General features: G+C 59.6%; 15 protein-coding genes and 1 other RNA gene. 12 read left to right on the forward strand and 4 right to left on the reverse strand.

The window, feature by feature from the left end; all coding sequences use genetic code 11:
* Positions 1–47 precede the first annotated feature (47 nt).
* The 3 genes from ACYU7Q_RS13330 to ACYU7Q_RS13340 all read left to right on the forward strand — a co-directional run bounded on the left by ACYU7Q_RS13330 (position 48) and on the right by ACYU7Q_RS13340 (position 4,484).
* Positions 48–815 carry a DUF4097 family beta strand repeat-containing protein gene (locus tag ACYU7Q_RS13330; protein ID WP_460609932.1) on the forward strand — a complete coding sequence of 256 codons (768 nt, stop codon included), beginning with the start codon at positions 48–50 and terminating at the stop codon, positions 813–815.
* A gap of 85 nt (positions 816–900) precedes the next feature.
* The gene (locus ACYU7Q_RS13335) at positions 901–1,599 is read left to right on the forward strand and encodes a DUF4097 family beta strand repeat-containing protein (protein ID WP_460609933.1); all 699 of its coding nucleotides are present in this window, start codon (positions 901–903) and stop codon (positions 1,597–1,599) included.
* A 320-nt stretch (positions 1,600–1,919) separates the two neighbouring features.
* Positions 1,920–4,484, forward strand: a complete 2,565-nt coding sequence (locus ACYU7Q_RS13340; protein WP_460609934.1) for a DUF5916 domain-containing protein — start codon at positions 1,920–1,922, stop codon at positions 4,482–4,484.
* Between the two features lie 96 nt (positions 4,485–4,580).
* Here ACYU7Q_RS13340 and ACYU7Q_RS13345 read toward each other — a convergent pair whose 3' ends face one another.
* Positions 4,581–7,286, reverse strand: a complete 2,706-nt coding sequence (locus ACYU7Q_RS13345; protein ID WP_460609935.1) for a putative Ig domain-containing protein — start codon at positions 7,284–7,286, stop codon at positions 4,581–4,583.
* Positions 7,287–7,624: 338 nt separating this feature from the next.
* Between ACYU7Q_RS13345 and ACYU7Q_RS13350 the strand changes: the two genes are divergently transcribed.
* From ACYU7Q_RS13350 to ACYU7Q_RS13360, 3 genes are all read left to right on the forward strand, one after another.
* Complete coding sequence (locus ACYU7Q_RS13350) at positions 7,625–8,419, forward strand: HipA family kinase (RefSeq protein WP_460609936.1); 795 nt, start codon at positions 7,625–7,627, stop codon at positions 8,417–8,419.
* On the forward strand, positions 8,397–8,780 hold the full coding sequence (locus tag ACYU7Q_RS13355) for a DUF3037 domain-containing protein (RefSeq protein WP_460609937.1): 384 nt from the start codon (positions 8,397–8,399) through the stop codon (positions 8,778–8,780). The genes ACYU7Q_RS13350 and ACYU7Q_RS13355 overlap by 23 nt, the downstream gene beginning before the upstream one ends.
* Before the next feature lie 146 nt (positions 8,781–8,926).
* Entirely contained in the window at positions 8,927–10,789 is a 1,863-nt protein-coding gene (locus tag ACYU7Q_RS13360; RefSeq protein WP_460609938.1) for a glycoside hydrolase family protein, read from the forward strand.
* 97 nt (positions 10,790–10,886) lie between these two features.
* On the opposite strand, the gene ACYU7Q_RS13365 is transcribed toward ACYU7Q_RS13360, so the two are convergent.
* Together ACYU7Q_RS13365 and ssrA are read right to left on the reverse strand one after the other, a co-directional pair.
* Positions 10,887–13,004, reverse strand: a complete 2,118-nt coding sequence (locus ACYU7Q_RS13365; protein ID WP_460609939.1) for a glycoside hydrolase family 97 protein — start codon at positions 13,002–13,004, stop codon at positions 10,887–10,889.
* Between the two features lie 102 nt (positions 13,005–13,106).
* Positions 13,107–13,479, reverse strand: a transfer-messenger RNA (tmRNA) gene (gene ssrA, locus ACYU7Q_RS13370).
* Positions 13,480–13,813: 334 nt separating this feature from the next.
* Here ssrA and ACYU7Q_RS13375 point away from each other — a divergent pair.
* The 6 genes from ACYU7Q_RS13375 to ACYU7Q_RS13400 all read left to right on the forward strand — a co-directional run bounded on the left by ACYU7Q_RS13375 (position 13,814) and on the right by ACYU7Q_RS13400 (position 21,881).
* Positions 13,814–15,934 carry a DNA polymerase III subunit gamma/tau gene (locus ACYU7Q_RS13375; protein WP_460609940.1) on the forward strand — a complete coding sequence of 707 codons (2,121 nt, stop codon included), beginning with the start codon at positions 13,814–13,816 and terminating at the stop codon, positions 15,932–15,934.
* Between the two features lie 246 nt (positions 15,935–16,180).
* Positions 16,181–19,171: a M16 family metallopeptidase gene (locus ACYU7Q_RS13380; protein WP_460609941.1), complete on the forward strand. Its 2,991-nt coding sequence runs from the start codon at positions 16,181–16,183 to the stop codon at positions 19,169–19,171.
* Positions 19,172–19,312: 141 nt separating this feature from the next.
* Positions 19,313–20,578, forward strand: a complete 1,266-nt coding sequence (gene icd, locus ACYU7Q_RS13385) for an isocitrate/isopropylmalate dehydrogenase family protein (protein WP_460609942.1) — start codon at positions 19,313–19,315, stop codon at positions 20,576–20,578.
* 98 nt (positions 20,579–20,676) lie between these two features.
* Positions 20,677–21,408: a hypothetical protein gene (locus ACYU7Q_RS13390; protein ID WP_460609943.1), complete on the forward strand. Its 732-nt coding sequence runs from the start codon at positions 20,677–20,679 to the stop codon at positions 21,406–21,408.
* 72 nt (positions 21,409–21,480) lie between these two features.
* On the forward strand, positions 21,481–21,681 hold the full coding sequence (locus ACYU7Q_RS13395) for a hypothetical protein (protein WP_460609944.1): 201 nt from the start codon (positions 21,481–21,483) through the stop codon (positions 21,679–21,681).
* 56 nt (positions 21,682–21,737) lie between these two features.
* Positions 21,738–21,881, forward strand: coding sequence for a hypothetical protein (locus ACYU7Q_RS13400; protein WP_460609945.1), 144 nt, complete (start codon positions 21,738–21,740; stop codon positions 21,879–21,881).
* 4 nt (positions 21,882–21,885) lie between these two features.
* On the opposite strand, the gene ACYU7Q_RS13405 is transcribed toward ACYU7Q_RS13400, so the two are convergent.
* A complete protein-coding gene (locus ACYU7Q_RS13405; protein ID WP_460609946.1) occupies positions 21,886–23,286 on the reverse strand; it encodes a mercuric reductase in 1,401 nt (466 codons plus the stop codon).
* Positions 23,287–23,417: the final 131 nt, after the last annotated feature.

Genomic DNA, 23,417 nt, shown 5'->3' on the forward strand with positions numbered 1-23,417 from the left:
CTGCCTGTCGCTTTAATCCACCTCCCTCGATAACTCCCTCAACTCCCATGAATAAGCTCCTATTACTCGCCTTTTCGGGCCTGCTACTTACTCAAACCGCCAACGCCCAGGAATTCCGCACCAAACTCAACGCCAAAGACCCCAAAGTCGTCATCGACATGCAGGGCAGCGAAGTGACCGTGGAAGGCATCGACGGCAGTGAGCTGGTGATAAAAGGCGACGGCTTTGAAGAAGCCCCCGAGCGCGCCAAAGGACTGCGTCCCATCTATAACTCGGCCGTAGACAATACCAAAATCGGCCTTGCTGTGGCACAGGACGGCAATACGGTACGAATTACCCGGGCCTCGCGCAAGGAAGCAAGCTACGTTATTCGGGTGCCGCGCAACGCCTCGGTGCAGTACAAGCAGGCCGGCTGGGATGGCAGCGGCGACCTGGTGATGCGCGACCTGAACGGCGACATCGAAGTGAGCATGACCAGTGGCGACATCAGCCTGAAGAACGTGGCCGGCCCCGTGGTGGCCAACGCCGTGAGCGGCGACATTCAGGTGCGTTTCGCGCCCATGCGCCAGGGCCCGAGCTCCATCTCCACCGTGAGCGGCGACGTGGACGTGAGCATGCCCACCAACACCAAAGCCACGCTGAAGCTGCGCTCCGTGTCGGGTGAAATCTACACCGATTTCGACCTGAACCTGAAAAGCCAGGACAACCTAAACCACATTGGCGGCCAGGTGGTGGATGGCAACATCAACGGCGGCGGCAATACCGTGTCGTTCAAGACGGTGAGCGGCGATATCTACGTGCGGAAAGCAAAGTAGAACAGTCGGCCAAAGCGCGTCATTCCGCTTTTTTGACCGGCTACCAATACCAGAACCCACCTTTCATTTCTATTCTTTCTACGCCATGCGCCAGTTCCTTTTCCTTCTTTTGCTGGTGTGTGCCGCCGTCGGCCGCCAGTCGGTTTCGGCCCAGAAAATCATTGAGAAATCCGCTAATCTGACTGCTGGCCAGCGCGTATTTCTGAATTTGAAGCAGGCCAGCAACATCCGCATCCGGCCCGGGGCAGCGGGCAAAATGACCATGAAGGCCACCGTCAGCATCAACTCGAACCGGCTGAACGATGCCCTGCAAATCGACCTGAACCAGACCAGCGACGAGCTGAAAATAACCGCCGATTTTGACAAGGAAATGCTGCGCCAGGCCCAGCCCGGCGACTGCCCCGGCACCAACGGCGACCGCAACATCTGGCACGGCCAGCAGGTGTGCGACGACATTACCTACGAAATCACGCTGCCCGCCGACGTGGCCCTGCGCGTGTACACCTACAGCGGCAACGTGGACATTGTGGGCTTCAATAACTCTATTGAGGCCAAGTCGTTGAGTGGATTTGTGGACGTGGCCTGGCCGGCGTCGAAAGGCGCGGAGCTGTCGCTCAAAACCATCACAGGCGAAGTATATACCGACCAGGATATTGCCTTCAATAACGAGATGCGCAAAAATCCCATCGTGGGCTACCAGCTCCACGGCACCCTCAGTGGCAGTGGCCCGCTCGTCAAGCTCGAATCCATCAGCAACGACGTTTATTTCCGCAAGCGGAAGTAACCAATCCCAACATCCGGAGTTTCCACGCCAAATGGCGCCACAAAGGCTGCCAAATGGATGATTATTGCCTGACTAAAAATGGTTTGCCGCGATGATTGCAGGATTCTTAACGACCCGGCAGCCGCGTCAAATTCCTGACAAATGGAGCTGGGGCACCGCCCGCGCTGGTCTGCAAGCCGGCTCGGGCGGCAGTGATACGGCCCGGTTATCTGGTGAGTATGCCTTGGCCGCATCCCGCCCCGCTCCATTGACTTAGGGCTGCCATCTGCCCGAAAAATCCCGCTCTACAGGTTCTGCGCCACCTTTTACTGTTCTGCACCATGCCACACACCTTCTTTCTGCGCGCTTGTTTCTTATTGGTTGGAATGTTGGGGCTGGCCCTTGCGCCGGCCCTGGCCCAAACACCGACGGCTACTGCTGACCCCAAAGCCGCCGCTACCGCCGCGCCCAAGCGTCAGCTGGCGGCCCTGCGCATCGCGCAGCCCATCAAGCTCGATGGTGTGCTGGACGAGGCCGCGTGGCGCGAGGCCCTGCCCGCCACTGATTTCATCCAGAACCGGCCCAAGCCCGGCCCGCACGAAAAACACCCCACCGAAGTGCGCGTGCTCTACGACGATGCCGCGATTTACGTGGGGGCCATTATGCACGATGTATCGCAGGATTCCATCCCGCGTGAGCTGACGGCACGCGACAACTTCGGCAATACCGACTTTATCGGAATTTTCCTCGATACCTACCACGACCAGCTCAACGGCTACGCCTTTTTCGTGACCACTGGCGGCGTGCAGATGGATGCCCGTTACTCGCCGGCCGGCGGCGAGGACTTCAACTGGAACGCCGTGTGGGAAAGCCGCACCGCCCTGCGCGGCACCGACTGGGTGGCCGAAATGCGGATTCCGTACTCCGCCATCCGCTTCAGCACGGCCGATGTGCAGCATTGGGGGCTGAATTTTATGCGGCAGCGCAAGCGCGACAACGCGGCCTATTTCTGGAACGAGGTGAAGCCGCAGGTCGACGGTTTCGTGAACCAGTGGGGCGACCTGACGGGCGTGCAGGGCGTGAAACCGCCGCTGCGCCTGTCGCTCACGCCCTACGTGTCGGGCTACATGAACCACAACCCGCTGAGCGCCGACGGCACCAAGCGCCTGACCACCCGCTTCAACGGCGGGGCCGACTTAAAGTGGGGCATCAACGAGAGCTTTACGCTGGATGCCACGCTGGTGCCGGATTTCGGGCAGGTGCAGAGCGACAACCAAGTGCTAAACCTCTCGCCGTTTGAGGTGCAGTTCAACGAGAACCGGCCGTTTTTTACGGAAGGCACCGAGCTGTTTAATAAGGGTAATTTGTTCTATTCGAGAAGGGTAGGGGCCACGCCGGTGGGCTTTTACAAAGTGACGGCGGGCACCAATGAAATCATTACCAGCAACCCTTCGGAAACGCCGCTGCTGAATGCCACCAAAGTGTCGGGCCGTACCAGCAAGGGGCTGGGCGTGGGCATTTTCAACGCCCTGAGCAACGACACCTACGCCACCATCCGCAACACCGAAACCGGGCAGGAGCGCCAGGTGCTGACCCAGCCGTTTTCGAACTACAACATCGCCGTGCTCGACCAGAGCCTGAAAAACAACTCCTACCTCAGCCTCATCAACACCAACGTGACGCGGGCCGGCAGCACCTACGACGCCAACGTGACCGGCGGCCTGTTCCGCTTCGCCAACAAGGCCAACCGCTACGCCATCGACGGCCGCGCCATTTACTCGCGCCGCCGGGGCACCGAATTCGGGACCACCGACCAAATCACCGACCAGGACGGCTACAAATACCGCGTGGGCGTGGGCAAAATCTCGGGCAATTTCACCTGGAACCTGAGCCACGGCATCGAGTCCGATACCTACAATCCGAACGATTTGGGCATCCTGTTTGGCAACAATAACATCACCGAGTCGCTGGATTTGAGCTACGGCAAATACCAGCCGTTCTGGAAGGTGAATAACCTGTATGTATTTGGCAACGTGACGCATTCGCTGCTCTACAAGCCCACCTTGTACCAGGCGCTCAACTTCTACCTCGGGGCCAACACCACCTTCACCAAAAGCTTCAACCAGCTGGGCTTCGACCTGAACGTGGACCCCGTGACGCACGACTTCTACGAGCCGCGCACCGCTACACTGGGCGACTACTACGTGCGGGTGCCCGAGAATACCCGCTTCACGTTCTTCTTCAATTCCGATTCGCGCAAGCCGGTGGCCATCAACTGGAACGCCGGCTTCCAGCGCTACGGCACCGACGACCGGCTGGCCCGCGCCCGCCGCACGGGCTACAGCCTGGGCTTCTACCCGCGCTACCGCGTGAACACCCACCTCACCTTCCGCTACAGCGTGGACTGGAGCCTGCGCCAGAACCAAATCGGCTACGTAAACGGCGGCCTCGACGCGACCCAAACTCTCGACCAGCCCTTCATGGGCCAGATTCTGCTGGGCCGCCGCAATGTGGCCACGGTGGCCAACGTGGCCTCGGTGGCGTACACGTTCACCAACCGCATGTCGTTTACGCTGCGCGTGCGGCACTACACCAGCAACGTGCGCTACCTCGACTTCACCACGCTTGGCAAGAATGGGGAGGAGCAATTCGCCGCCTACCAGCGCAACCGCGACAACACCTACAACGCCTTCAACGTGGACGCGGTGTACTCGTGGTGGTTCGCGCCCGGCTCGCAAATCAGCGTAGTCTGGAAAAACGCCGGCTCCACGTATTTGCAGGCCAACGAAGCCACGCCGCAGTTCTTCGATAATTTCAACAACACCATCAACACCCCGCACAATAACTCGCTGTCGGTGAAGGTGCTGTATTACCTCGATTACCTCACGCTCAAGCGCCACCGCTAAGTGTAGCGTTGTCATTCCGACGCAGGAGGAATGACAAAAGCAAAAAAGCCCCCTGCCGTACTGGCAGGGGGCTTTTCTATGATGAAGCGGCGAGATTTATTTCGTCACCATCAACTGCTGGGTGCTGCTTTGGCCTTTGCTCACGAAGCGGCACAGGTAAATGCCGGTGGGCCAGCGGCTGGCGTCTACTTCGAGCGGGTAGTCGCGGCCCGCCTGGGCTTCGCCTTCAAACAGCGTAGCGACGAGCACGCCCATCTGGTTGTAAACCTGTACCATAGCCGCCGACGTGGCGGGAACCCGGAAGTTTACCACCGTGCTTTGAGTTACGGGGTTGGGGTAGGCTTCGAGCACGACCTGTGCTGCGGCACTCGCGATGTCGGGCATCGACAGACCGGTGCAGCTGCCCAGGTAGTCGTTGTGCGTCGAGCCGGGGCCGATGTGGGCCGGTACGGCGTTGGGCGAAATGCAGATTTCGTGGCCGTTGTGGCACACCAGCACCTTGGGGTTTTTGGCGTTGTTGCCGCAGTTGGCATCAATCACGCTCAGCGTTACGGACGCCGACGTCTGGCAGCCAGCGGCGTTGGTAGCCGTCACGGTGTAGGTGTACTGGCCGGCCGCCGTGGGCGCAAACACCGGGTTGGCGATGCTGGCGTTGCTCAGGTTCGTGGCCGGGCTCCAGCGGTAGCTCACGCCGCCGGTGGCGGTCAGGGTAGCCGTCTGGGGGCCGTAGCCGAGGAAGATGGTGGTGGGCTGCTGCACCACCACGGGGTTCACCAGCGAAACCGTGACGGTGGGCGGCGTGGCCGGGGCGGGGTCTTTCAGGGTGGCCTGGGCGGTGGCGGTGCAGCCGTTGGCCCCGGTCACTACCACGGTGTAGGTGCCCGCGCTGAGCTGCTTCAGGTCCGCAGTAGTGGCCTGGAAGCGGTTGGGGCCGGTCCAGGAATAGGTAACGGGGGCTTGGGCGCCCGTTACGGCCAGCGCAATGCTGCCGGTGCTGCTGCCCGCGCAGGTTGGGTTGGTGGCGGTGGGCACAGCAGCCACGTTGCAGGCCACTACGGTAATAACAAACGTCTGCGAAATAGTGCCGTAGCTGTTGCCGTGGTGGTAGGTGTCTTCGGCTTCCAGCGTTACGCGGTGGGTGCCCACCTGGGCCAGCGTGGGCGTGCCGCTGAGCGTGGCCGTGCCGTTGCCGGGGTATATCAGCCGCAGCCAGCTGGGCAGCACCGAGGCCGTGATGGTCAGCCGGTCGCCGTAGGGCAGGTCGGGGTCGGTAGCGGTGATGTTGTACGTGAACGGCTGGCCCACCGTGCGGGTCAGGCCGCTGGGCTGCGAGGTGAAGGCCGGCGCCGAGTTGATGATGAAGCTCAGCGCGTGGGTAGCCTGCTCGTTGTTGTTGTCGCGGGCCACGAAGGTGGCGGCGTGCGGACCCCAGTCGGCCAGCACGGGCGTCCAGCTCAGTTGGGTGCTGGTGGGGTTGGCGGCGGCCGTGGGCAGCGCGGGCGCAAAGCTGGCGGTCGCAGGTAAGCCGGCCGCGCTCACAATGCTCACCCGGTTGGTAGCCACCGGCGACGACGCCTGAATGGTGTAGCGCAGGGCCGTGCCGGGCGTCACCTGCACCACGCTGGTGTTGGCCGGCGTAGGAGGCACGTCGAAGCGCGGCTTCTGGCTCACCTCAATGGTGACGGACGTAGAGGTTTGCACGCCGGCCAGGTCCTGAGCCACGAAGTTGATGATGACCGTACCCAGATTAGCCGCTGTGGGCGTCCAGGTGAAGGCCGTTTGCACGGGGTTGCCGTTCAGGGGCAGGGTGGGGGCGGTGGTAGCTGCCGCTGGCAGCCCGAAGGCCTTCAGGTTCACCACATCGTTGGGGTCGCTATCGGTGGCGCGCACGCCAAACGTGACCGCCTGTCCCGGGGCCACCCGGTATACATAGCCGTTGGGCGGCGTGATGCTGTAATCGAACACCGGGGCCGTTGAAGCCGCCGTGATGTTAATCAGAAAGTCGACCAAGATGCTGGTGCGCCCGTCGCTCACCTTAATCACGCCATTGAAGAGCTCACCCACCGTGCGGCCCACCGTGCTGAAGGTAGCCGCGCCCGTAGACGGGTTCACGGTCAGGCCGGGGGCGTTGGTGAAGAAAGGCTCGTTGTTGATGTCGGCCGAGGTGGCCAGCGAGTAGGTCAGTGCATCGCCATCAGGGTCGCTGGCGGGCAGCTGAAACGTAGCAGCGGCCTGGCCCACGGCCAGGTTCACCACCGGGGCCAGCGTCGACACCGGCGAGCTGTTGCCCGAGCCGGCATTCACCAGACTGCTCACGTACCAGGTGCTGTTGGCGTTGTTCGATAGGGTATAGATGCGGCAGCAGTCCGAGAAAAAGGCCCGGTAGCTGCCGGCCGCCGCATAGGTGTGCGTCACCACGGCTTCGGCATAGAAACTGTCGCCCGGCGCGTCCACCGACGTTACCACCAAGCTCATGCTGCCGGTTGTGCCATCGCCGAAATTCAAAACGTCGTTAAATACCGCGCCGGGCACCGGAGGATTATTCGCAAAAGCCCCAAAGCTGAGCCGCCACGCCTGGCTCACCTTAAACTGCACGGTCAGCTTGCTCGGGTCGGTGGCCACGGTGCGCCAGGTGAGGGTGCCGTAGCGGAAGTGGCTGGCCTGCGCCGGCGCGCCCGCTCCCAGCAGGAAGCCCAGCACTAGCAGCGTCCAAAGCATGAGCCGGCCCGCCGGCCGGGAGACCACCCTGGGCGGAGCAAACGCCAAACCCCGGTTGTTGTTAGCAAAGTCGAGTTGTTTCATGGGCAATAAATTTAAGGTGAGAATTAAATGTGAATTTTTAAAGAATTTCAGAATCAAAAATTGGATGGTGTCAGATAGCGTCTATTGTAATTGTTATACGAAAATATTAATGAAATGATAATTTGGCGCGTTATAAATGATATAGTTCAAATGTAGCGGCTTTTTATTGCCAGCCAAATAAATATGAATTATTGGTACATTATTTTTTTTGAAATCTGTCTGAATTGCTAAAATCAGCAACCGGATAAGTGCATCCACTCATCGCTGCTACCGCCACCAGCGGCCCAAAACCCGGAATTGACCGTCCTTTGCCGGGCTATTTTCTTCCTGTCAGCTGTATGTCGGCCCCCAGTATTCTCGAACTTCGCACCGTAGAGCTCACGCGCTACGTGACGCCGCTCCGCGAGGGCGGCTCGCTGCCGGCCCTGATGGAGGCCGACGACAACTTTCTCTACGTGGTGAAATTTCGCGGCGCGGGCCAGGGCGTGAAGGCCCTGATTGCCGAGCTGATTGTGGGCGAAATAGCCCGCGTGCTGGGCCTGCGCGTGCCCGAGCTGGTGTTCTGCGAGCTCGACGAGTCCTTCGGCCGCACCGAGCCCGACGAGGAAATCCAGGACCTGCTGCAAGCCAGCACCGGCCAGAACCTGGCCCTGCACTACCTCTCCGGCGCCATCACCTACGATGCGCTGGTGACCACCGTGGAGCCGCACCTGGCCTCCCAAATTGTGTGGCTGGACATGCTGACGCTGAATGTGGACCGCACCGCCCGCAACACCAACATGCTGATGTGGCACAAGGAGCTCTGGCTCATCGACCACGGCGCGGCCCTCTACGTGCACCACGCCGGCCCCGAGTGGGCCGCGCCGCGCCCCCGCCCGTTTCCCCAGATTAAAACCCACGTGCTGCTGCCCCAGGCCAGCGAGCTGGTCGAAGTCGATGCCGCTTACAAGGCGAAACTCACGCCCGAAGTCCTTCGCGCCATCGTGGCCCTGGTGCCCGATGCGTGGCTGACCAACGGCCACGGCACCGCCGCCGACCAGCGCGCCGCCTACGTGGGCTTCCTCGAAGCCCGCCTGGCCGCCTCAGAAACCTTTGTCCAGGAAGCCCAAGATGCCCGCAATGCACTTATTTGAGTACGCCGTGCTGCGCGTGGTGCCCCGCGTGGAGCGCGAAGAATTTCTGAACGTGGGCATCATCGTGTACTGCCGCTCGCTGGGCTTCCTCGAAACCCGGTTTGCGCTGCCTGAGGCCCGTCTGCTGGCCGTGGCGCCGGATTTGGATTTGGCCGAAATCACGGCCCGTTTGCAAGCGTTTGAGCGCATTTGCCAGGGCAAAGCCACCGGTGGTACCATCGGCCAGCTGCCCATTGCCGAGCGGTTTCGCTGGCTCACGGCCACGCGCAGCACGGTGGTGCAGTCGTCGGCGGTGCACCCCGGCCGCTGCTCGGATGCGGGCGCGACGCTGGCCCGGCTGTTTGCCGATTTGGTGCTGTAAGGCCCGATAGTAACCCGTTTTGCCGGGTCGCAGTAGGTTAATTTTGCTTGAGGCTGGTGCCTAACAACGGGCACCGCTAATCAGCAACTATAGCGCGCAACATGAGGAAGTCAGTAGCAGGGAATAAGGCGTTTTCGGGGCTGCTTATGGTCTGGCATTTTTTAGGTTTGCTGCTTGTCAGCAGCTTCTCGTACGGGCAAGCCCCGGCCGTGCTGCGCAAAGACCTGAAAACCGATTTTGGCGCCGTCGGCGATGGCAAAACCAACGACCAAGCCGCCTTCGAGCGGGCCGCCGACTACTTCAACAAGCGCGCCCAGACGCCCGCTGGCACCGGGGCCGCCGTGCTGCGCATTCCCAAAGGCGTGTACCTGGTGGGCCGGCAGGATGCGAACAATCAGGGCGTGAGCGTATTGCATCTCAGCGGCTGCCGCAACCTCACCGTGACCGGCGACGACAGCGCGACCACCGAAATCCGCTACGCTAGCGGCATGCGCTACGGCTCGTTCGACCCCGTCACCAAGCGCCCGTTCGAGTCGCCGAACGCCTATTTTACCGATGGCAAATACGCTTTTTCCGGCGGCACCTGCTTCGTGCTCCAAGGCTGCGATAACGTGCAGATTACCAACCTGGCCTTTAATGGCAACAACGTGCAACTGGAAGTGGGCGGGCACTGGGGCGATACCGGCATCCAGCTGCAGTTCGACGGTATTTTTGTGAGTGACTCGCGCCGCATTTCCCTGCGGCGGCTGGCGCTGCACCACTTTGGGCGCGATGGCATCCAGGTCCTCAACCACCTCGCCAAAAGTCTCGACGACCCTAAGCGGGAGGACATTCTGCTTGAGAATTCCACCTGCAACTATAACGGCCGCCAGGGCCTGTCGCTCACCGGCGTCAACGGCTTTCGGGCCGTGAACTGCAACTTCAGCCACACCGGGCGCATCGTGCCAACCTCCTCCGGCAAAGCCCTGTTTTCGAATCCCGGCGCGGGCGTCGACCTGGAGCCGCAGGACGGCTTTGTGACCAACGTAAGCCTGGAAAAATGCCGCTTCGTGGACAACGCAGGCCAGGCCATCGTTTCGGATTGGGTCGACGAAAAATACCCTTCAAACACGCGCAACATCGTGGTATCCGGCAGTCTGCTCTGGAGCACCACCAACTGGTCGGCCTGGGTCACGCAGAAGGGTTTTCTGTTCAAGGACTGCCGCATCTACGGGGCCTTCGTGCACGGCTGCCATGCGGCCACGGCTCGGGAAGCTACCCGTTTTGTGGGCTGCACTTTTGAGGACCGGCCCTACCACGGCCTGCCGGCCTACGGGCCGTTCACCATGCATTCGGACTCGCACGCCACCCGCATGAGCTTCACCGACTGCCGTTTCATCGGCACGCACGGCTACCTCATCCACGTCATTCCGGCCGCGATGGATACCGCTAGTTTGTTTCATTTCCGCAACTGCAGTTTCCTCTACGACTACGCCCAACCACCCGAGGGTTCCTACGATAAAATCCTGGGTGGCATATTCAGCGGCAACACGGTGTTTCAGAACGGACCGCACCGCAACAGCCCGCACCGCACCGACTTTATGCTGGGCAACAGTAGTACGCCAGGCACCACCATTTTGCGGGCACCTGGCAGCCTGCAGTTTTTGGCGCCCAATTCCTATTACCTGGTAATCGGTGGGCTGAACATTGGCCGGCTGCCAGCCCGCACCCGCGACTCCGCCAACGTAGTGGTAGCTAACAAAAATGCATTAGTCATCAATGAAATGGAGGGCAGTGTGCCCGAGTTGTACATCGGTCCCACCTCGCGCCTGGTAGTGAAGAAAGGTGGCGCGCTCGAAATCCTGCGCCACACCAAAGTCACCATCGCCGGGCAACTCGTGATTGAGGAAGGAGCCTATTTCTTCCGCGACCCGCTGGCCGAGGTAACAACCACCGGCAAAGGCCAACTGCGTGTCAGCTCCAAGGCGCTCAAAACGAAGCATCCGGTGCTGTACTCCACTTACTATTGATGCCATTGGATGGGTATCAACGAAAACACTCCGGTGGAGCCTTATAGCCAGGTCCCACCGGAGTGTTGTTGTTAATGCGTTGCCTAAGCCTCAGCCGCTACCGCGCTTCCATCACGCTGATGGCGTAGCCGCCGCCCGGCGCGCAATACTGCGCCAGCTTGGTTTTGCGCGTCACCGGCATCTTGCGGATGGTATAGGCCTGCGGGTTCTTCTCGTAGTGCGCGTCCTTGGCATCGGCGTAGATGGTGGCCACGTACTTTTTGCCGGGGTCGAGGAAGCCGAAGTTGATGTTCGACGTGCGGCCATTCTCATCACAAGTGCTGCCGATAAACCAGCTGCTCTTGCCTTTGGCCTTGCGGGCGATGGTGATATAGTCGCCGGGCTCGGCTTCGAGCACGTGGGTGTCGTCCCAATCCACGGCCACGTCCTTGATGAACTGAAAGGCGTCGAGGTGCTGGTTGTAGTTTTCGGGCAGGTCGGCCGCCATTTGCAGGGGCGAGTACATAGTCACGTACAGGGCCATTTGGCGCACCAGCGTGCTGTGCACGAAGGACTTGTTGTTGGGATTGAGGACGCTGATTTTCGTCTGAAAAATGCCGGGCGTGTAGTCCATCGGCCCGCCGATGAGGCGGGTGAAGGGCAGAATGGTGGTGTGGTCGGCGTTGTTGCCGCCGAAGGATTCGTACTCGGTGCCCCGGGCGGCTTCGTTGCCAATCAGGTTGGGGTAGGTGCGGGCCAAACCGGTGGGGCGCACAGCCTCGTGGCCGTTCACCATGATGTGGTGGTCGGCAGCTTTCTGCAACACGTAGTTGTAGTGGTTAATCACCCACTGGTCGTAGTGGTGGTGGCCCAGCGGCACGATGTCGCCCACGTAGCCGGTTTTCACGGCGTCGTAGCCGTACTTGTTCATGAAGGTAAACGCAGTGTCCAAGTGCCGCTCGTAGTTGCGCACCGAGCCCGAGGTTTCGTGGTGCATAATCATCTTCACGTGCTTGCTGGCGGCGTACTGCTGCAACTCCGGCACGTTGAAATCGGGGTAGGGCGTCACGAAGTCAAACACGTAGTCCTTGTGCTTGCCGAACCAGTCTTCCCAGCCGGTGTTCCAGCCTTCCACCAGCACCGCGTCGAAACCGTGTTTGGAGGCGAAATCGATGTATTCCTTCACGTGGGCCGTATTGGCGCCGTGCGTGCCGTTGGGCTTCACCGTTTTGTAATCAACGGAGTCGAGCTTGATGTTGTCCATGTTGGTGTACGACCACGTGCTCTTGCCCGTAATCATCTCCCACCACACGCCTACGTACTTCACCGGCTTAATCCAACTGGTATCCTTGAACTTGGTGGGCTCGTTCAAATTCAGCACCAGCTTCGACTCCAGAATATCGCCGGCTTTGTCGCTCACAATCACCGTGCGCCAGGGCGACAGCGCCGGCGTCTGAATCAGGCCCTTGTCGCCCACCGCGTCGGGCGTGAGGTGCGATTCCAGCACGAAGTTCTTATCGTCCAGCTCCAGGCTCATGCACGAGTAATCAATCAGCGCCGCCTCGTGGATGTTGATGTACAGCCCGTCCTGGCTCTTGAGCATGAGCGGCGTTTGCAGGCCGGTGGGGGAGAAGGTGGTCTGCGAGGCGTTGCCGGTCACGGCCGACTTCATCAGCCCCCGCACTTCCGACAGCTTCGATGTCACGGTGCTGTATTCCTGCGTGTCGTAGTCGCCGGGCAGCCAGAAGGCCTTGTGGTCGCCGGCCAACGCAAACTGCGTGCGCTCCTCCTTAATGGTGAAATAGTCCAGCTTGGGCTGGCGCGGAAACTCGTAGCGGAAGCCTAGCCCGTCGTCAAACACCCGGAACCGCACCCGGATGCTGCGGCCGGTGGCGGCCTGCGCCAGTGTCACGGCTAGCTCGTTGTAGTGGTTGCGAATGGTTTTTACCTCGCCCCACACCGGCGTCCAGGTTTCATCAAAGCTGCGCTGCTTGGTATCGGCCACGGCAAAGCCGCTGGTGAGGCCCGCCGCGTTTTTCAGGTCCAGCCCCAGCTTGCTGGTCTTGATAACGTCGCGGCCTTTGTAGGTGAGGTGGTAGGTGGGCACGCCGTCGTTTTGCAGCGCGAACTGCAGCGTCAGCTGCCCGTTGGGCGACTTGATGGTCTGGGCCTGGACGTTATTCCAAAGTAAAACCAGGCAGCAGAATGCCAGCAGCCGGTGGGTATAGTTCAGCATTGCAAAGTGGGAAAAAGAAGTGTGAGTAAAGTGTGCAAACGGTTGATTTTGGCTTGCGCCAAAAACCAAAAAACCCCGTTTGCACCAGGCAAACGGGGTTTAAAGTGGAGATGCAGGGATTCGAACCCTGGTCCAGACAAGGAAATCAACGTGCTTTCTACGTGCGTATCTATGCTTGGATTTTCATGGCGGTACAGGCGCATATCAGGCCTTTGCACCGCCCCTAGCTGCAGTTGGGTTTCGCCCCCGAGTCACAGCTCCTCGAAGGCTATTTTCTACTTACGACGCTCCGAACTCCCAGGTGTAGAAACTTACCCGGGCGGAACGATGGCAATTACCTAATTCTGAACTAGGCAGCCATGGCGTACGAATAGTCGCCAGTTGATTGTTGATAGATTTTTTGACAGGAGAGCTTCCATCAACTCCTGGCACGCTTACCCGCAATTTGCGCAAGCTGTCAATTCCGGTCATCCCCAAATGGTAAAGAACGAGTCCCGAATGGCCGGTTAGGGCCAAGCGGGCCGCGAAGGTACGCGGTGAAGTTGAAACGATGGGGAAGGAGGGAAGGTTTCCGGCGGTTTGGGTGTTTGTGGAGAGGGAAGAACAGAGGCGTCTGGATTAAAAAAGGCAGTCGTGCAGAGCGCAGCGAAGCATCTTGCCCGCTTCGCTGCATGCAATGAATTAGTTACGCAGGCAAGATGCTTCGCTGCGCTCTGCATGACCGTCCCCGTAAGGCCAACCCAACTCTAAACCTGCCCGATTTCACTTCCAAAGCCGCCCATTTCTGGGTAACTTTGTAGACAGAACTTATGGATAATTTCGTCGTTTCGGCCCGCAAGTACCGTCCTTCCACGTTTCGCAGCGTGGTGGGGCAGCAGCACGTCACCACCACGCTGCAGAATGCCATTCAGAGCCAGCACCTGGCCCAGGCGTTCCTGTTTTGCGGCCCGCGCGGGGTAGGCAAAACCACCTGCGCCCGTATCCTGGCCAAGACGATAAACTGCACCAACCTCAGCCCCGAAACCGAGGCCTGCGGCACCTGTGCGTCCTGCGTGGCCTTCCAGGAAAACGCCTCGTTCAACGTGCACGAGCTGGATGCGGCCTCCAATAACTCGGTCGAAGACATCCGCTCGCTGGTAGAGCAGGTGCGCTACGCCCCGCAGGCCGGCAAGTACAAAATCTATATCATCGACGAGGTGCACATGCTCTCGAACGCGGCCTTCAACGCCTTTCTCAAGACGCTGGAGGAGCCGCCGAGCTACGCCATTTTCATCCTCGCCACCACCGAGCGGCACAAGATTATCCCCACCATCCTGTCGCGCTGCCAGATTTTTGACTTCAGCCGCATCAAGGTGGAGGACATGCGCAGCCACTTGCGCTACGTGGCCACCCAGGAAGGCATCACGGCCGAAGACGACGCCCTGCACCTACTGGCCCAGAAGGCCGACGGTGGCCTGCGCGACGCCCTGTCGATGTTTGACCAGATGGTGACCTTCGGCGGCAACAACCTCACCTACAAAGAGGTAGTGCAAAACCTGCACATCCTCGATTACGACTATTATTTCCGGCTGATTGACAGCCTGCTGACCGAAAACCTCTCGGCCGCGCTGCTGCTGCTCGATGAGGTGATGCAGAACGGCTTCGACCTGCACAACTTCGTGGTGGGCACGGCCGAGCATCTGCGTGGCCTGCTCGTGTGCAAAGACGCCGTGACGGTGCAGCTGCTGGAAGTGTCCGACGGCATCAAGCAGAAGTACGTGGAGCAGGCCCAGGCCGCGCCGCTGGCTTTCCTGCTCTCGGCCCTGAACCTCATCAGCCAGTGCGACCGGGAATTCAAGCAAGCCAAAAACCAGCGCCTGCACGTGGAGCTGGCCTTAATGAAGCTGGCCTATTTAAACGGGGCCGTGCAGTTTGTACGTGAGCTAAGCCCTACCGGGTACGACCCTGCCACCAACGGCGAGGCTAAAAAAAAAACTAGTGGCCTAAACGACGGGGAAAACACTGCTGCGCCGGCAGTCGCTTCTGGTAGCAACGGTCACATTCAGCAGGCGCCAGTCGCAGCCGTAGTTACTTCAGCCCCAACTGCTTCTTACGCTGCCCCCGCTGCTTACGCTACTGAGTCACCTGCGGCCCCATACCATGCCGCCCTATCGGGTACGACCCCGCGCCCGGCCGCTGCGCCCGCGCCGCTGCCCATGCCGGCCGGCACACCCGTAGCCACGGGCCCTGCCCCGGCCGACGGTCCCGACCCACTACCCGTCGAAAACGGGGTGGAGGAATTGCACGACACCCCCAGCATCGAAGCCGACCCGGCCGCGCCCATCACCGAGCGCCACCAGATGCGCGACACGCTGCCGCACGTTGAAATCGGCGTGCCCAGCTTCGAGGGCATCGAGCCCGCGCCGCGCCCGTCGCCAGCCGCAGCTTTCGCCAAAATCCCCAGCCTGGCCAGCAAAATCCCCAGCCTGAAAGACCTAAGCAGCCGCACCGCGGCCGCCGCCAGTAAGTCGGCCCAGGATGCAGCGGCGCTGGCCGAGCCACAGTCCACCAGCGGCACCGTCGCACCCATCGACCCCGCGCTATTGCAGCGCGTGTGGAAGGAAATAGCCGAGGAACGCCGTGCTCAGGACCGCATGAGCGAGTATTGGGTGCTGAACCGCCCCGTCACGGCCAACGCCGAGCACAGTATCGAGCTGGCTGTCGATAACCCCATCCAGATTGACCAGTTCAACGAAATGCGGGTCGAATTCCTGGCCGACTTGCGCCGCCGCACTGGCCACCCCCGCCTCAACGTGCTACCCGTGCTGACCGAGGCTGCTCCCACAGCCAAACGGCTCTACACCACCTCGGATAAGTTCGAGTACCTGGCCGAGCGATTCCCCGCCCTGCGCGAGGCCAAGCAACGTCTGGGCCTGGAAGCCGACTATTAATGTAGCGCGGACTTTGTAAGTCCGCGTCTCTCAACAATACCCGAACGGCTCTAACTGCGCGTGGACGCGGGCTACAAAGCCTCTACTGCATTCCCGCAAACGATTGGGAAAGCCTGCCTCCGTTAATTCTGTCACCTGCTGGCGACGAAACAATCAGCCAAGATAAGGCGAAATTTTGTTTTTTATTCCTCTATCAGCCAGCTACCTTTGTTTTTTGAATCCCCCAGCTACCCGCCTGCGCCATTCGTGAAAAAAAACTTTTTGCTGCTGTTTCCCGCCCTGGCGGTACTGGGCCTCACCACGCAATGCCAATCGAGCAAGCCGGCCGCTACGGCTTCGGCAGCAGCTGCGGCCGCACCGGTTTCCACGCCGGTTGCGCCGAAGGAATACCACTACGAATCGGTGCCCGGCGACCCACTCGGCGTACGCATCTATAAGCTGGCTAACGGTCTGACGGTCTATCTGTCCGACTACAAAGACGCCCCGCGCATCCAGACGTACCTGGCCGTGCGCGCCGGCTCCAAAAACGACCCCTCCACCGCTACCGGCCTGGCGCATTACCTGGAGCACATGGTGTTCAAGGGCACCTCGCAGTTGGGCACGCAGGATTGGGCCAAAGAGAAAGTAGAGCTCGACAAGATTGAGGCGCTCTACGAAGTGTACCGCGGCCAGCGCAACGATGCCGCCGCCCGCAAGCGCACCTACCACCAGATTGACTCGATTTCGGGCGTGGCCGCGCGCTACGCCGTGCCGAACGAGTACGACAAGGTGATGGGCGCCATTGGTGCGAAAGGCTCCAACGCCCACACCTCCAACGAGGAAACGGTGTACCAGGAAGACATTCCCAGCAACCAGCTGGAGAAGTGGGCCGCCATTCAGGCCGAGCGCCTGCGCGAGATGGTGCCGCGCCTGTTTCACACGGAACTGGAGGCTGTGTACGAGGAGAAAAACCGCGGGCTGGACTCGGACTTCAACAAGGAGTTTGAGGCGCTGAATGCCTCGCTCTACCCCACGCACCCCTACGGCACGCAGACGACCATCGGCACGATTGAGCACCTGCAAAATCCGTCTATTACGGAGATTAAGAAGTATTTCGGCCAGTACTACGTGCCCAACAACGTGGCGCTGTGCCTGAGCGGCGACCTGGATTACGACCAAACCATCCGGATTATTGACAAGTATTTCGGCGCAATGCCGGGCAAGCCGGTGCCGGTTTTCAACGCACCGGTAGAGAAGCCGCTGACGGCCCCAATTACCAAGGAAGTCCTCGGGCCGCAGTCGGAAAACGTGATGATTGGCTACCGCCTGCCGGGCAAGGCTTCGAAAGATGCCGTGCGCCTGCGCATGCTGGATAAAATCCTGACCAACGGCCAGGCCGGCCTCATCGACCTCGACCTGAACCAGCAGCAGAAAGTGCTGGAAGCCGCCTCGTTCACCGACATGAACGACGATTATTCCACGCACGTCATCTACGGCACGCCGCGCCAGGGCCAGAAGCTGGAAGAGGTGAAAGGCCTGCTACTGGGCGAGCTGGACAAAGTCAAAAAGGGCAATTTCCCCGATTGGCTGATTCCGGCTATTATCAACAACGAGAAGCTGACGCGCACCAAGAGCTACGAAAGCAACGAGGCCCGTGCCAGTTCCATGTACGAGGCGTTTATCGAGCGCATCGACTGGAAAGATTACCTGCAACAGCAGGAGGATTTCGGCAAAATCACGAAGGCCGAAATCGTAAAGTTCGCCAACGACAACTACGGCCCGAACTACGTGACCGTGTTCAAGCGCACCGGGGTCGACCCCAACAAAGTGAAAGTGGTGAAGCCCGCCATCACGCCCGTGCCAGCCAACCGCGACGTGGCTTCGGCCTACTACAAGCAGCTCACGGCCATGCCGAGCACGGAGCTGCAGCCGGTGTTTGTTGATTACAAGAAAGACATTCAGGAGACAGAAATCAAGCCCGGCCTGCCGCTGTATTACACCCACAACGACGAAAACGGCCTGTTCAACCTGTCCTATGTCTTTGACTTGGGCAAGAACAACGACCCACGCTGGAGCCTCGCCTCCGACTACCTGCAATACCTCGGCACCGGCCAGTACACCGCCGCGCAGCTGCAGCAGGAGTTTTACAAGTTGGGCTGCTCCTTCAACGTGACCAGTGGCCCCGACCGCATTTTCGTAACCCTCAACGGCCTCGACACCAACCTGGAGCCCGCGCTGAAGCTGTTTGAGCAGCTGCTGAACGCGCCCAAGCCCGATGCCGCGGCCCTGAAAGACATGGTGGCCGGCGTGCTCAAGCAGCGTCAGGATGCCAAGCTTGAAAAGCGCGTGATTCTGAACCAGGCGATGGTGAACTATGTGAAGTACGGCCCGAAAAACCCCTTCACGAATATCCTGAGCGAGAAAGAGCTGAAAGCGGTGAAGCCCGAGGAGCTCACGGCCATGATTAAGAAGCTGGAAACGTACCAGCATCGTGTGCTGTACTATGGGCCGCGGCCAAGCAAAGGCGCTACTATGACTATTGTGGACGTGCTTAAAGCTGAACACAAAACGCCGGCCAAGCTCACGCCCGCTCCGCCGGCCAAAGACTTCGCCGAGCAGCCGCTGAAGGACAAAAAGGTCTATTGGGTGGACTACAACATGGTGCAGGCCGAAATCCTGTTCCTGACCAAGGGCGACCTGTACAGCAGGGAGCTGGTCCCCACGGTGGCGCTCTACAACGAGTACTTCGGCGGCGGCATGGGCAGCATCGTGTTTCAGGATTTGCGCGAGAGCAAGGCGCTGGCCTACTCGGCCTACTCCGGCTACTCGAACGCCGACAAGCTGGGCCGCTCCAACTACAACCTGAGCTACATCGGCACCCAGAGCGACAAGCTGCCCGAGGCCATGGCCGGCATGGAAGCCCTGCTCACCGACATGCCCGTGGCCGAAGCCAACCTGGAAATCGCCAAAAACGCTATCCGCAACAGCATCAGCACGGAGCGTATCACCAAGGGCGACATCCTGATGAGTTACGAGCGCGCCAAGCGCCTCGGCCTCGACTACGACATTCGCCGCGACGTGTACGCCAGCACGCAGAAAATGACTTTTGATGAATTGAAGAAGTTTCAGCTGGCCAAAGTGCACGGCCAGAACCAGGTAATTCTGGTTATCGGCTCGAAGGACCGGCTCAATTTCAAGGAGCTGGCCAAGTACGGCCAGGTGCAGCAGCTCACGCTGAAGGAGATTTTCGGGTATTAAACCAACCCGACGATTGTCATGCTGAGCGCAGCGAAGCACCTTATCCCGCCTGCGCTCAGTTGAATTATTTCCCAAGACCCTGACGCGATAAGGTCCTTCGCTGCGCTCAGGATGACAGATTTACATAAACGAACACCCCACATGGCAGAGCAAAAAATCACCATTAAAAACGGCAAGCTGACCGTTCCGGATAAACCTACCATTCCCTTCATCGAGGGCGACGGGACGGGGCCGGACATCTGGCGCGCCTCCAAGCTGGTGTTCGACGCCGCGGTGGAAAAAGCCTACGGCGGCAAAAAGCAGCTGGTATGGAAAGAAGTGCTGGCCGGTGAGAAAGCCTACAAAGCCACTACGAACTGGCTGCCCAACGAAACCCTCGATGCCTTCCGCGAATATCTCGTGGGCATCAAAGGCCCGCTGACCACGCCCGTGGGCGGCGGCATTCGCTCGCTCAACGTGGCCTTGCGCCAGGAACTGGACCTCTACGCCTGCGTGCGCCCCGTGCGCTACTACGACGGCGTGCCATCGCCCGTGAAGCACCCGGAGCTGACCGATATGGTCATCTTCCGTGAGAACACGGAGGACATCTACGCAGGCATCGAGTACATGAACGGCACGCCCCAGGCCCAGAAAATGCTCGAATTCCTGCAGGACGAGATGGGCGTGAAGAAAATTCGCTTCCCCGAGTCGTCCTCGTTCGGCATCAAGCCCGTGAGCAAGGAAGGCACCGAGCGCCTCGTGCGCGCCGCCATCAAGTACGCCCTCGACAACAAGAAGCCTTCGGTGACCATCGTGCACAAGGGCAACATCATGAAGTTCACCGAAGGTGCCTTCAAAACCTGGGGCTACGAGCTGGCCGAGAAGGAATTTGGCGCCAAGGTGTTCACCTGGGCTCAGTACGATAAAATCGTGGCCAAGCAGGGCGTGGCCGTGGCTGACGCGTTGCAAAAGCAAGCCGTGGAGCAGGGCAAGCTCATCGTGAAGGACAGCATCGCCGATGCCTTCCTGCAGCAGATTCTGCTGCGCCCCTCGGAGTACTCGGTGGTAGCCACCCTGAACCTGAACGGCGACTACATCTCCGATGCGCTGGCGGCCATCGTGGGCGGCATCGGCATCGCGCCGGGCGCCAACATCAACTACGTGACCGGCCACGCCATCTTCGAAGCCACCCATGGCACGGCCCCCAAATACGCCAACCAGGACAAGGTGAACCCCGGTTCGGTTATCCTCTCCGGCGTGATGATGCTGGAGTACATGGGCTGGAAAGAGGCCGCCGCCCTCATCAACAAAGGCCTCGAAGCCGCCATCGCCAGCAAGCGCGTGACCTACGACTTCGAACGCCAGATGGAAGGCGCCACCCTCCTCAAAACGAGCGAATTCGGCCAGGAGATTATCAAGAATATGTAGTAGCTTGGCCGCTGCCTAAGCACCAACAGAAACCCCCGCGTCGGCTTTGGCTGGCGCGGGGGTTTTATAATTAAAACAAAATCTTAACTGACAATAAAATGAATGAAACGTGTTTTGTCGCAATGGCGATTAGCGAGCAAACTGTTGGAGATTCAACAATAACAGCTGAGCATTTGCAATCTATGTATGAGGACGTAATTAAAGTTGCTCTACAAACTTCTAGACCAAACTTGGATATAGTAAGAGCTGACGAAATAGCGATGCCAGGTTCAATCAGTACTGATATTTTATCTCATCTAATGCATGATGATTTTGTTATCGTAGATATAAGTTACCCAAATCCTAATGTATATTATGAATTAGGTGTTCGGCATTGTTGCAAGCCTGGAACAATTCTGATTCGCAATAGCGCTGCTGGTACCAAACCCGCTTTCGATGTTTCTCATCAGCGTTATATAGAGTATGAATTCTCTCCGAAAGGAATTAAGGACTTGACAAAAAGCTTCCGCGAATATTTCTCTTGGTATGATAAGAACTCCGAAAAACCGGATAATCAAGTTCTGCAGTTTGCTCAATTAATTCGTTACAATTTCCCTCAATACGATGTTGTAAAAGAAAAAACACCTGTTGAAGCAGCAACAGAACTGTTTATGATGATGATGACAAACCCTGAGTTTCTAATGTTGATTGGAGATACTACCATGAATCAGGAAGAAAAGAATGCTGCTATTCTAAGAAGCCTTACCGATAAACCGGAAGCCATGAAAATAGTCATACAATTGCTCATGCAGGGTAAAATAGACTTGTTGACAAATTTTCCTGGTGCATAGGCGACTAAGCATCGTCGGCACTTTTACATCCCGCAGCGTAGTTTAGCAAACGCCCCCAAGTCATCCACCGCCATGACTAAAGTCCAAATCCTCGAAACCGTCAACCAACTGCCGGAAAATTTCGAGCTAGAAGACCTGTTCGAGCGTTTGCTGCTCATCAAGCGGATTGAGGAAGGGGTGCGCCAATCGGATAATGGCGAAACGCTGAATGAGGCAGAAGCCTGGAGCTACCTCAGCCGCTGGCTGACCGACACCGGCGCGGCGGTCCGGTAACAGAGGCAAATACACAACAAAAAAGGGCACCCACGCCACGTGGGTGCCCTTTTTTGTTGCCCAAAACTCCCCGAAACCTAGGCTGCTTTCGGGCCTTCCGCTTTGGAGTCGCTGTCGCCCTGCTGCACCTCATGGTGCTCAAGGTGCTGAATGATTCCCAAGCGGTGCGGGCCTTCTTGCAGGAAAAGCAGCTGGCCTAATTTTTTACTCTCCCGGTTTCAGCCGCTGAAACGCGTTGTTCAGCACCTCGGCCCAGGTGGGGTGGGCCAGTATCATGTCTTCCAGTTCCTGGTAGCGCAGCCCGCCCGCCATCGCTAGCTGGAACATGGTCATAATTTCGCCGCCCTGCTCGCAAAACACGGCCGCGCCCAACAGGCGGTCGTCCTCGCCCACCAGTACTTCCACGAAGCCTTCGGTTTCGCCCGTTTGCACCGCCCGCCCAATGTTGCGGGCGGGCAGCCGGCTCACCCGGTAAGGAATACCTTTTTCCTTGGCCTGATTCTTTGAAAGCCCAATGCGGCCCAGCTGCGGCTCCGTAAATACCACGTAGGGGAGGGGCCGGTGCGCGGTGGTGCGCTTGCCGTGGTGCAGCAGGGCGTCGCGCACAATGCGGTAGTCGTCGTAGCTGACGTGGGTAAACTGCGGGCCGCCCTTCACGTCGCCCAGCGCATACACGCCGCGCGTGCCGGTTTGCAGGTGCTCGTTTACTTCGATGTAGCCTTTTTTGTCGAGGGTGATGTTGGTGCGTTCCAGGCCGAGGTCGCGGGTGTTGGGCTGGCGGCCCACCGCCACCAGCAAGTGGCTGCCACGCAGGCGGCGCTCACCGTCTTTGGTGGTCACGGTGAGGGTGAGGCTGCCGTCGGCAGTGCGGGATACGCGGCGGGTTTCGGCGCTCAGCACCAGTTCCACGCCGGCTTTGGTGAGGCATTCTTCGAGCGGGTGGCTCACGTCGGGGTCTTCGCGGGCCATCAGGCGGGGCTTGCTGTCGATGACCGTCACGCGGCTGCCCAGCCGCCGAAACATCTGGCTGAATTCGACCCCAATGTAGCTGCCGCCCAGAATGAGCAAGTGCTCGGGCTGCTCTTTCAGGTGCAGCAGCAGCGAGTCGCTGGTGAGGTAGCCGCTGTCGGCCAGCCCTTCAATGTCGGGCACAGCAGCACAGGTACCGGTATTGATGAAAATGAGCGGGGCTGTGAGCTGCTGCTCGCCACCGCCCACCAGCGCCACGTGCAGCGTGTGCGGGGCCGTGAACTGCGCCCGCCCCCGAATGAGCGTGATGCCGTCGCGGTCCTCCGTAATCTTGCGGTGCAGGCTGTCGCGCGAGTTCTGGCGCAGGGTGTGCATCCGCTCAATCACGGCCGCGAAGTTTACCACCGGCTCGGGCGCTTCAATGCCTAGTGCCCCAGCAGTACGCACTTGGTGCGCCCGCTCGGCCGAGGCCAGCAGCGCCTTAGTAGGCGCGCAGCCGTAGTTGATGCAGGAACCCCCGAGAAAGTCACTTTCGATAAAGGCCACGCGACGGCCGGCAGCGGCCAGGGCATAGGCGAGCGGTGTACCGGCCTGGCCGGCTCCGATAATGATGGCATCAAACGAATTGGCGGGCATAGCGGGCACAGTGAGGGGATTAATTGCTCCATACATACGGTCCGGCTTACTCCAGCAACTGAGCCCGGCCTGGTAAATCCGGGGGAATGTCGGGCAGAAACACGAAATTGCCGCATCGGGCGTTGCTTGCC

Source organism: Hymenobacter terrigena, assembly GCF_054776515.1.

Coding starts and splice junctions, on each gene's coding strand:
- ACYU7Q_RS13330 (WP_460609932.1), top strand. CDS start 48: ATGAATAAGCTCCTATTACTCGCCTTTTCGGGCCTGCTACTTACTCAA.
- ACYU7Q_RS13335 (WP_460609933.1), top strand. CDS start 901: ATGCGCCAGTTCCTTTTCCTTCTTTTGCTGGTGTGTGCCGCCGTCGGC.
- ACYU7Q_RS13340 (WP_460609934.1), top strand. CDS start 1,920: ATGCCACACACCTTCTTTCTGCGCGCTTGTTTCTTATTGGTTGGAATG.
- ACYU7Q_RS13345 (WP_460609935.1), bottom strand. CDS start 7,286: ATGAAACAACTCGACTTTGCTAACAACAACCGGGGTTTGGCGTTTGCT.
- ACYU7Q_RS13350 (WP_460609936.1), top strand. CDS start 7,625: ATGTCGGCCCCCAGTATTCTCGAACTTCGCACCGTAGAGCTCACGCGC.
- ACYU7Q_RS13355 (WP_460609937.1), top strand. CDS start 8,397: ATGCCCGCAATGCACTTATTTGAGTACGCCGTGCTGCGCGTGGTGCCC.
- ACYU7Q_RS13360 (WP_460609938.1), top strand. CDS start 8,927: ATGGTCTGGCATTTTTTAGGTTTGCTGCTTGTCAGCAGCTTCTCGTAC.
- ACYU7Q_RS13365 (WP_460609939.1), bottom strand. CDS start 13,004: ATGCTGAACTATACCCACCGGCTGCTGGCATTCTGCTGCCTGGTTTTA.
- ACYU7Q_RS13375 (WP_460609940.1), top strand. CDS start 13,814: ATGGATAATTTCGTCGTTTCGGCCCGCAAGTACCGTCCTTCCACGTTT.
- icd (WP_460609942.1), top strand. CDS start 19,313: ATGGCAGAGCAAAAAATCACCATTAAAAACGGCAAGCTGACCGTTCCG.
- ACYU7Q_RS13390 (WP_460609943.1), top strand. CDS start 20,677: ATGAATGAAACGTGTTTTGTCGCAATGGCGATTAGCGAGCAAACTGTT.
- ACYU7Q_RS13395 (WP_460609944.1), top strand. CDS start 21,481: ATGACTAAAGTCCAAATCCTCGAAACCGTCAACCAACTGCCGGAAAAT.
- ACYU7Q_RS13405 (WP_460609946.1), bottom strand. CDS start 23,286: ATGCCCGCCAATTCGTTTGATGCCATCATTATCGGAGCCGGCCAGGCC.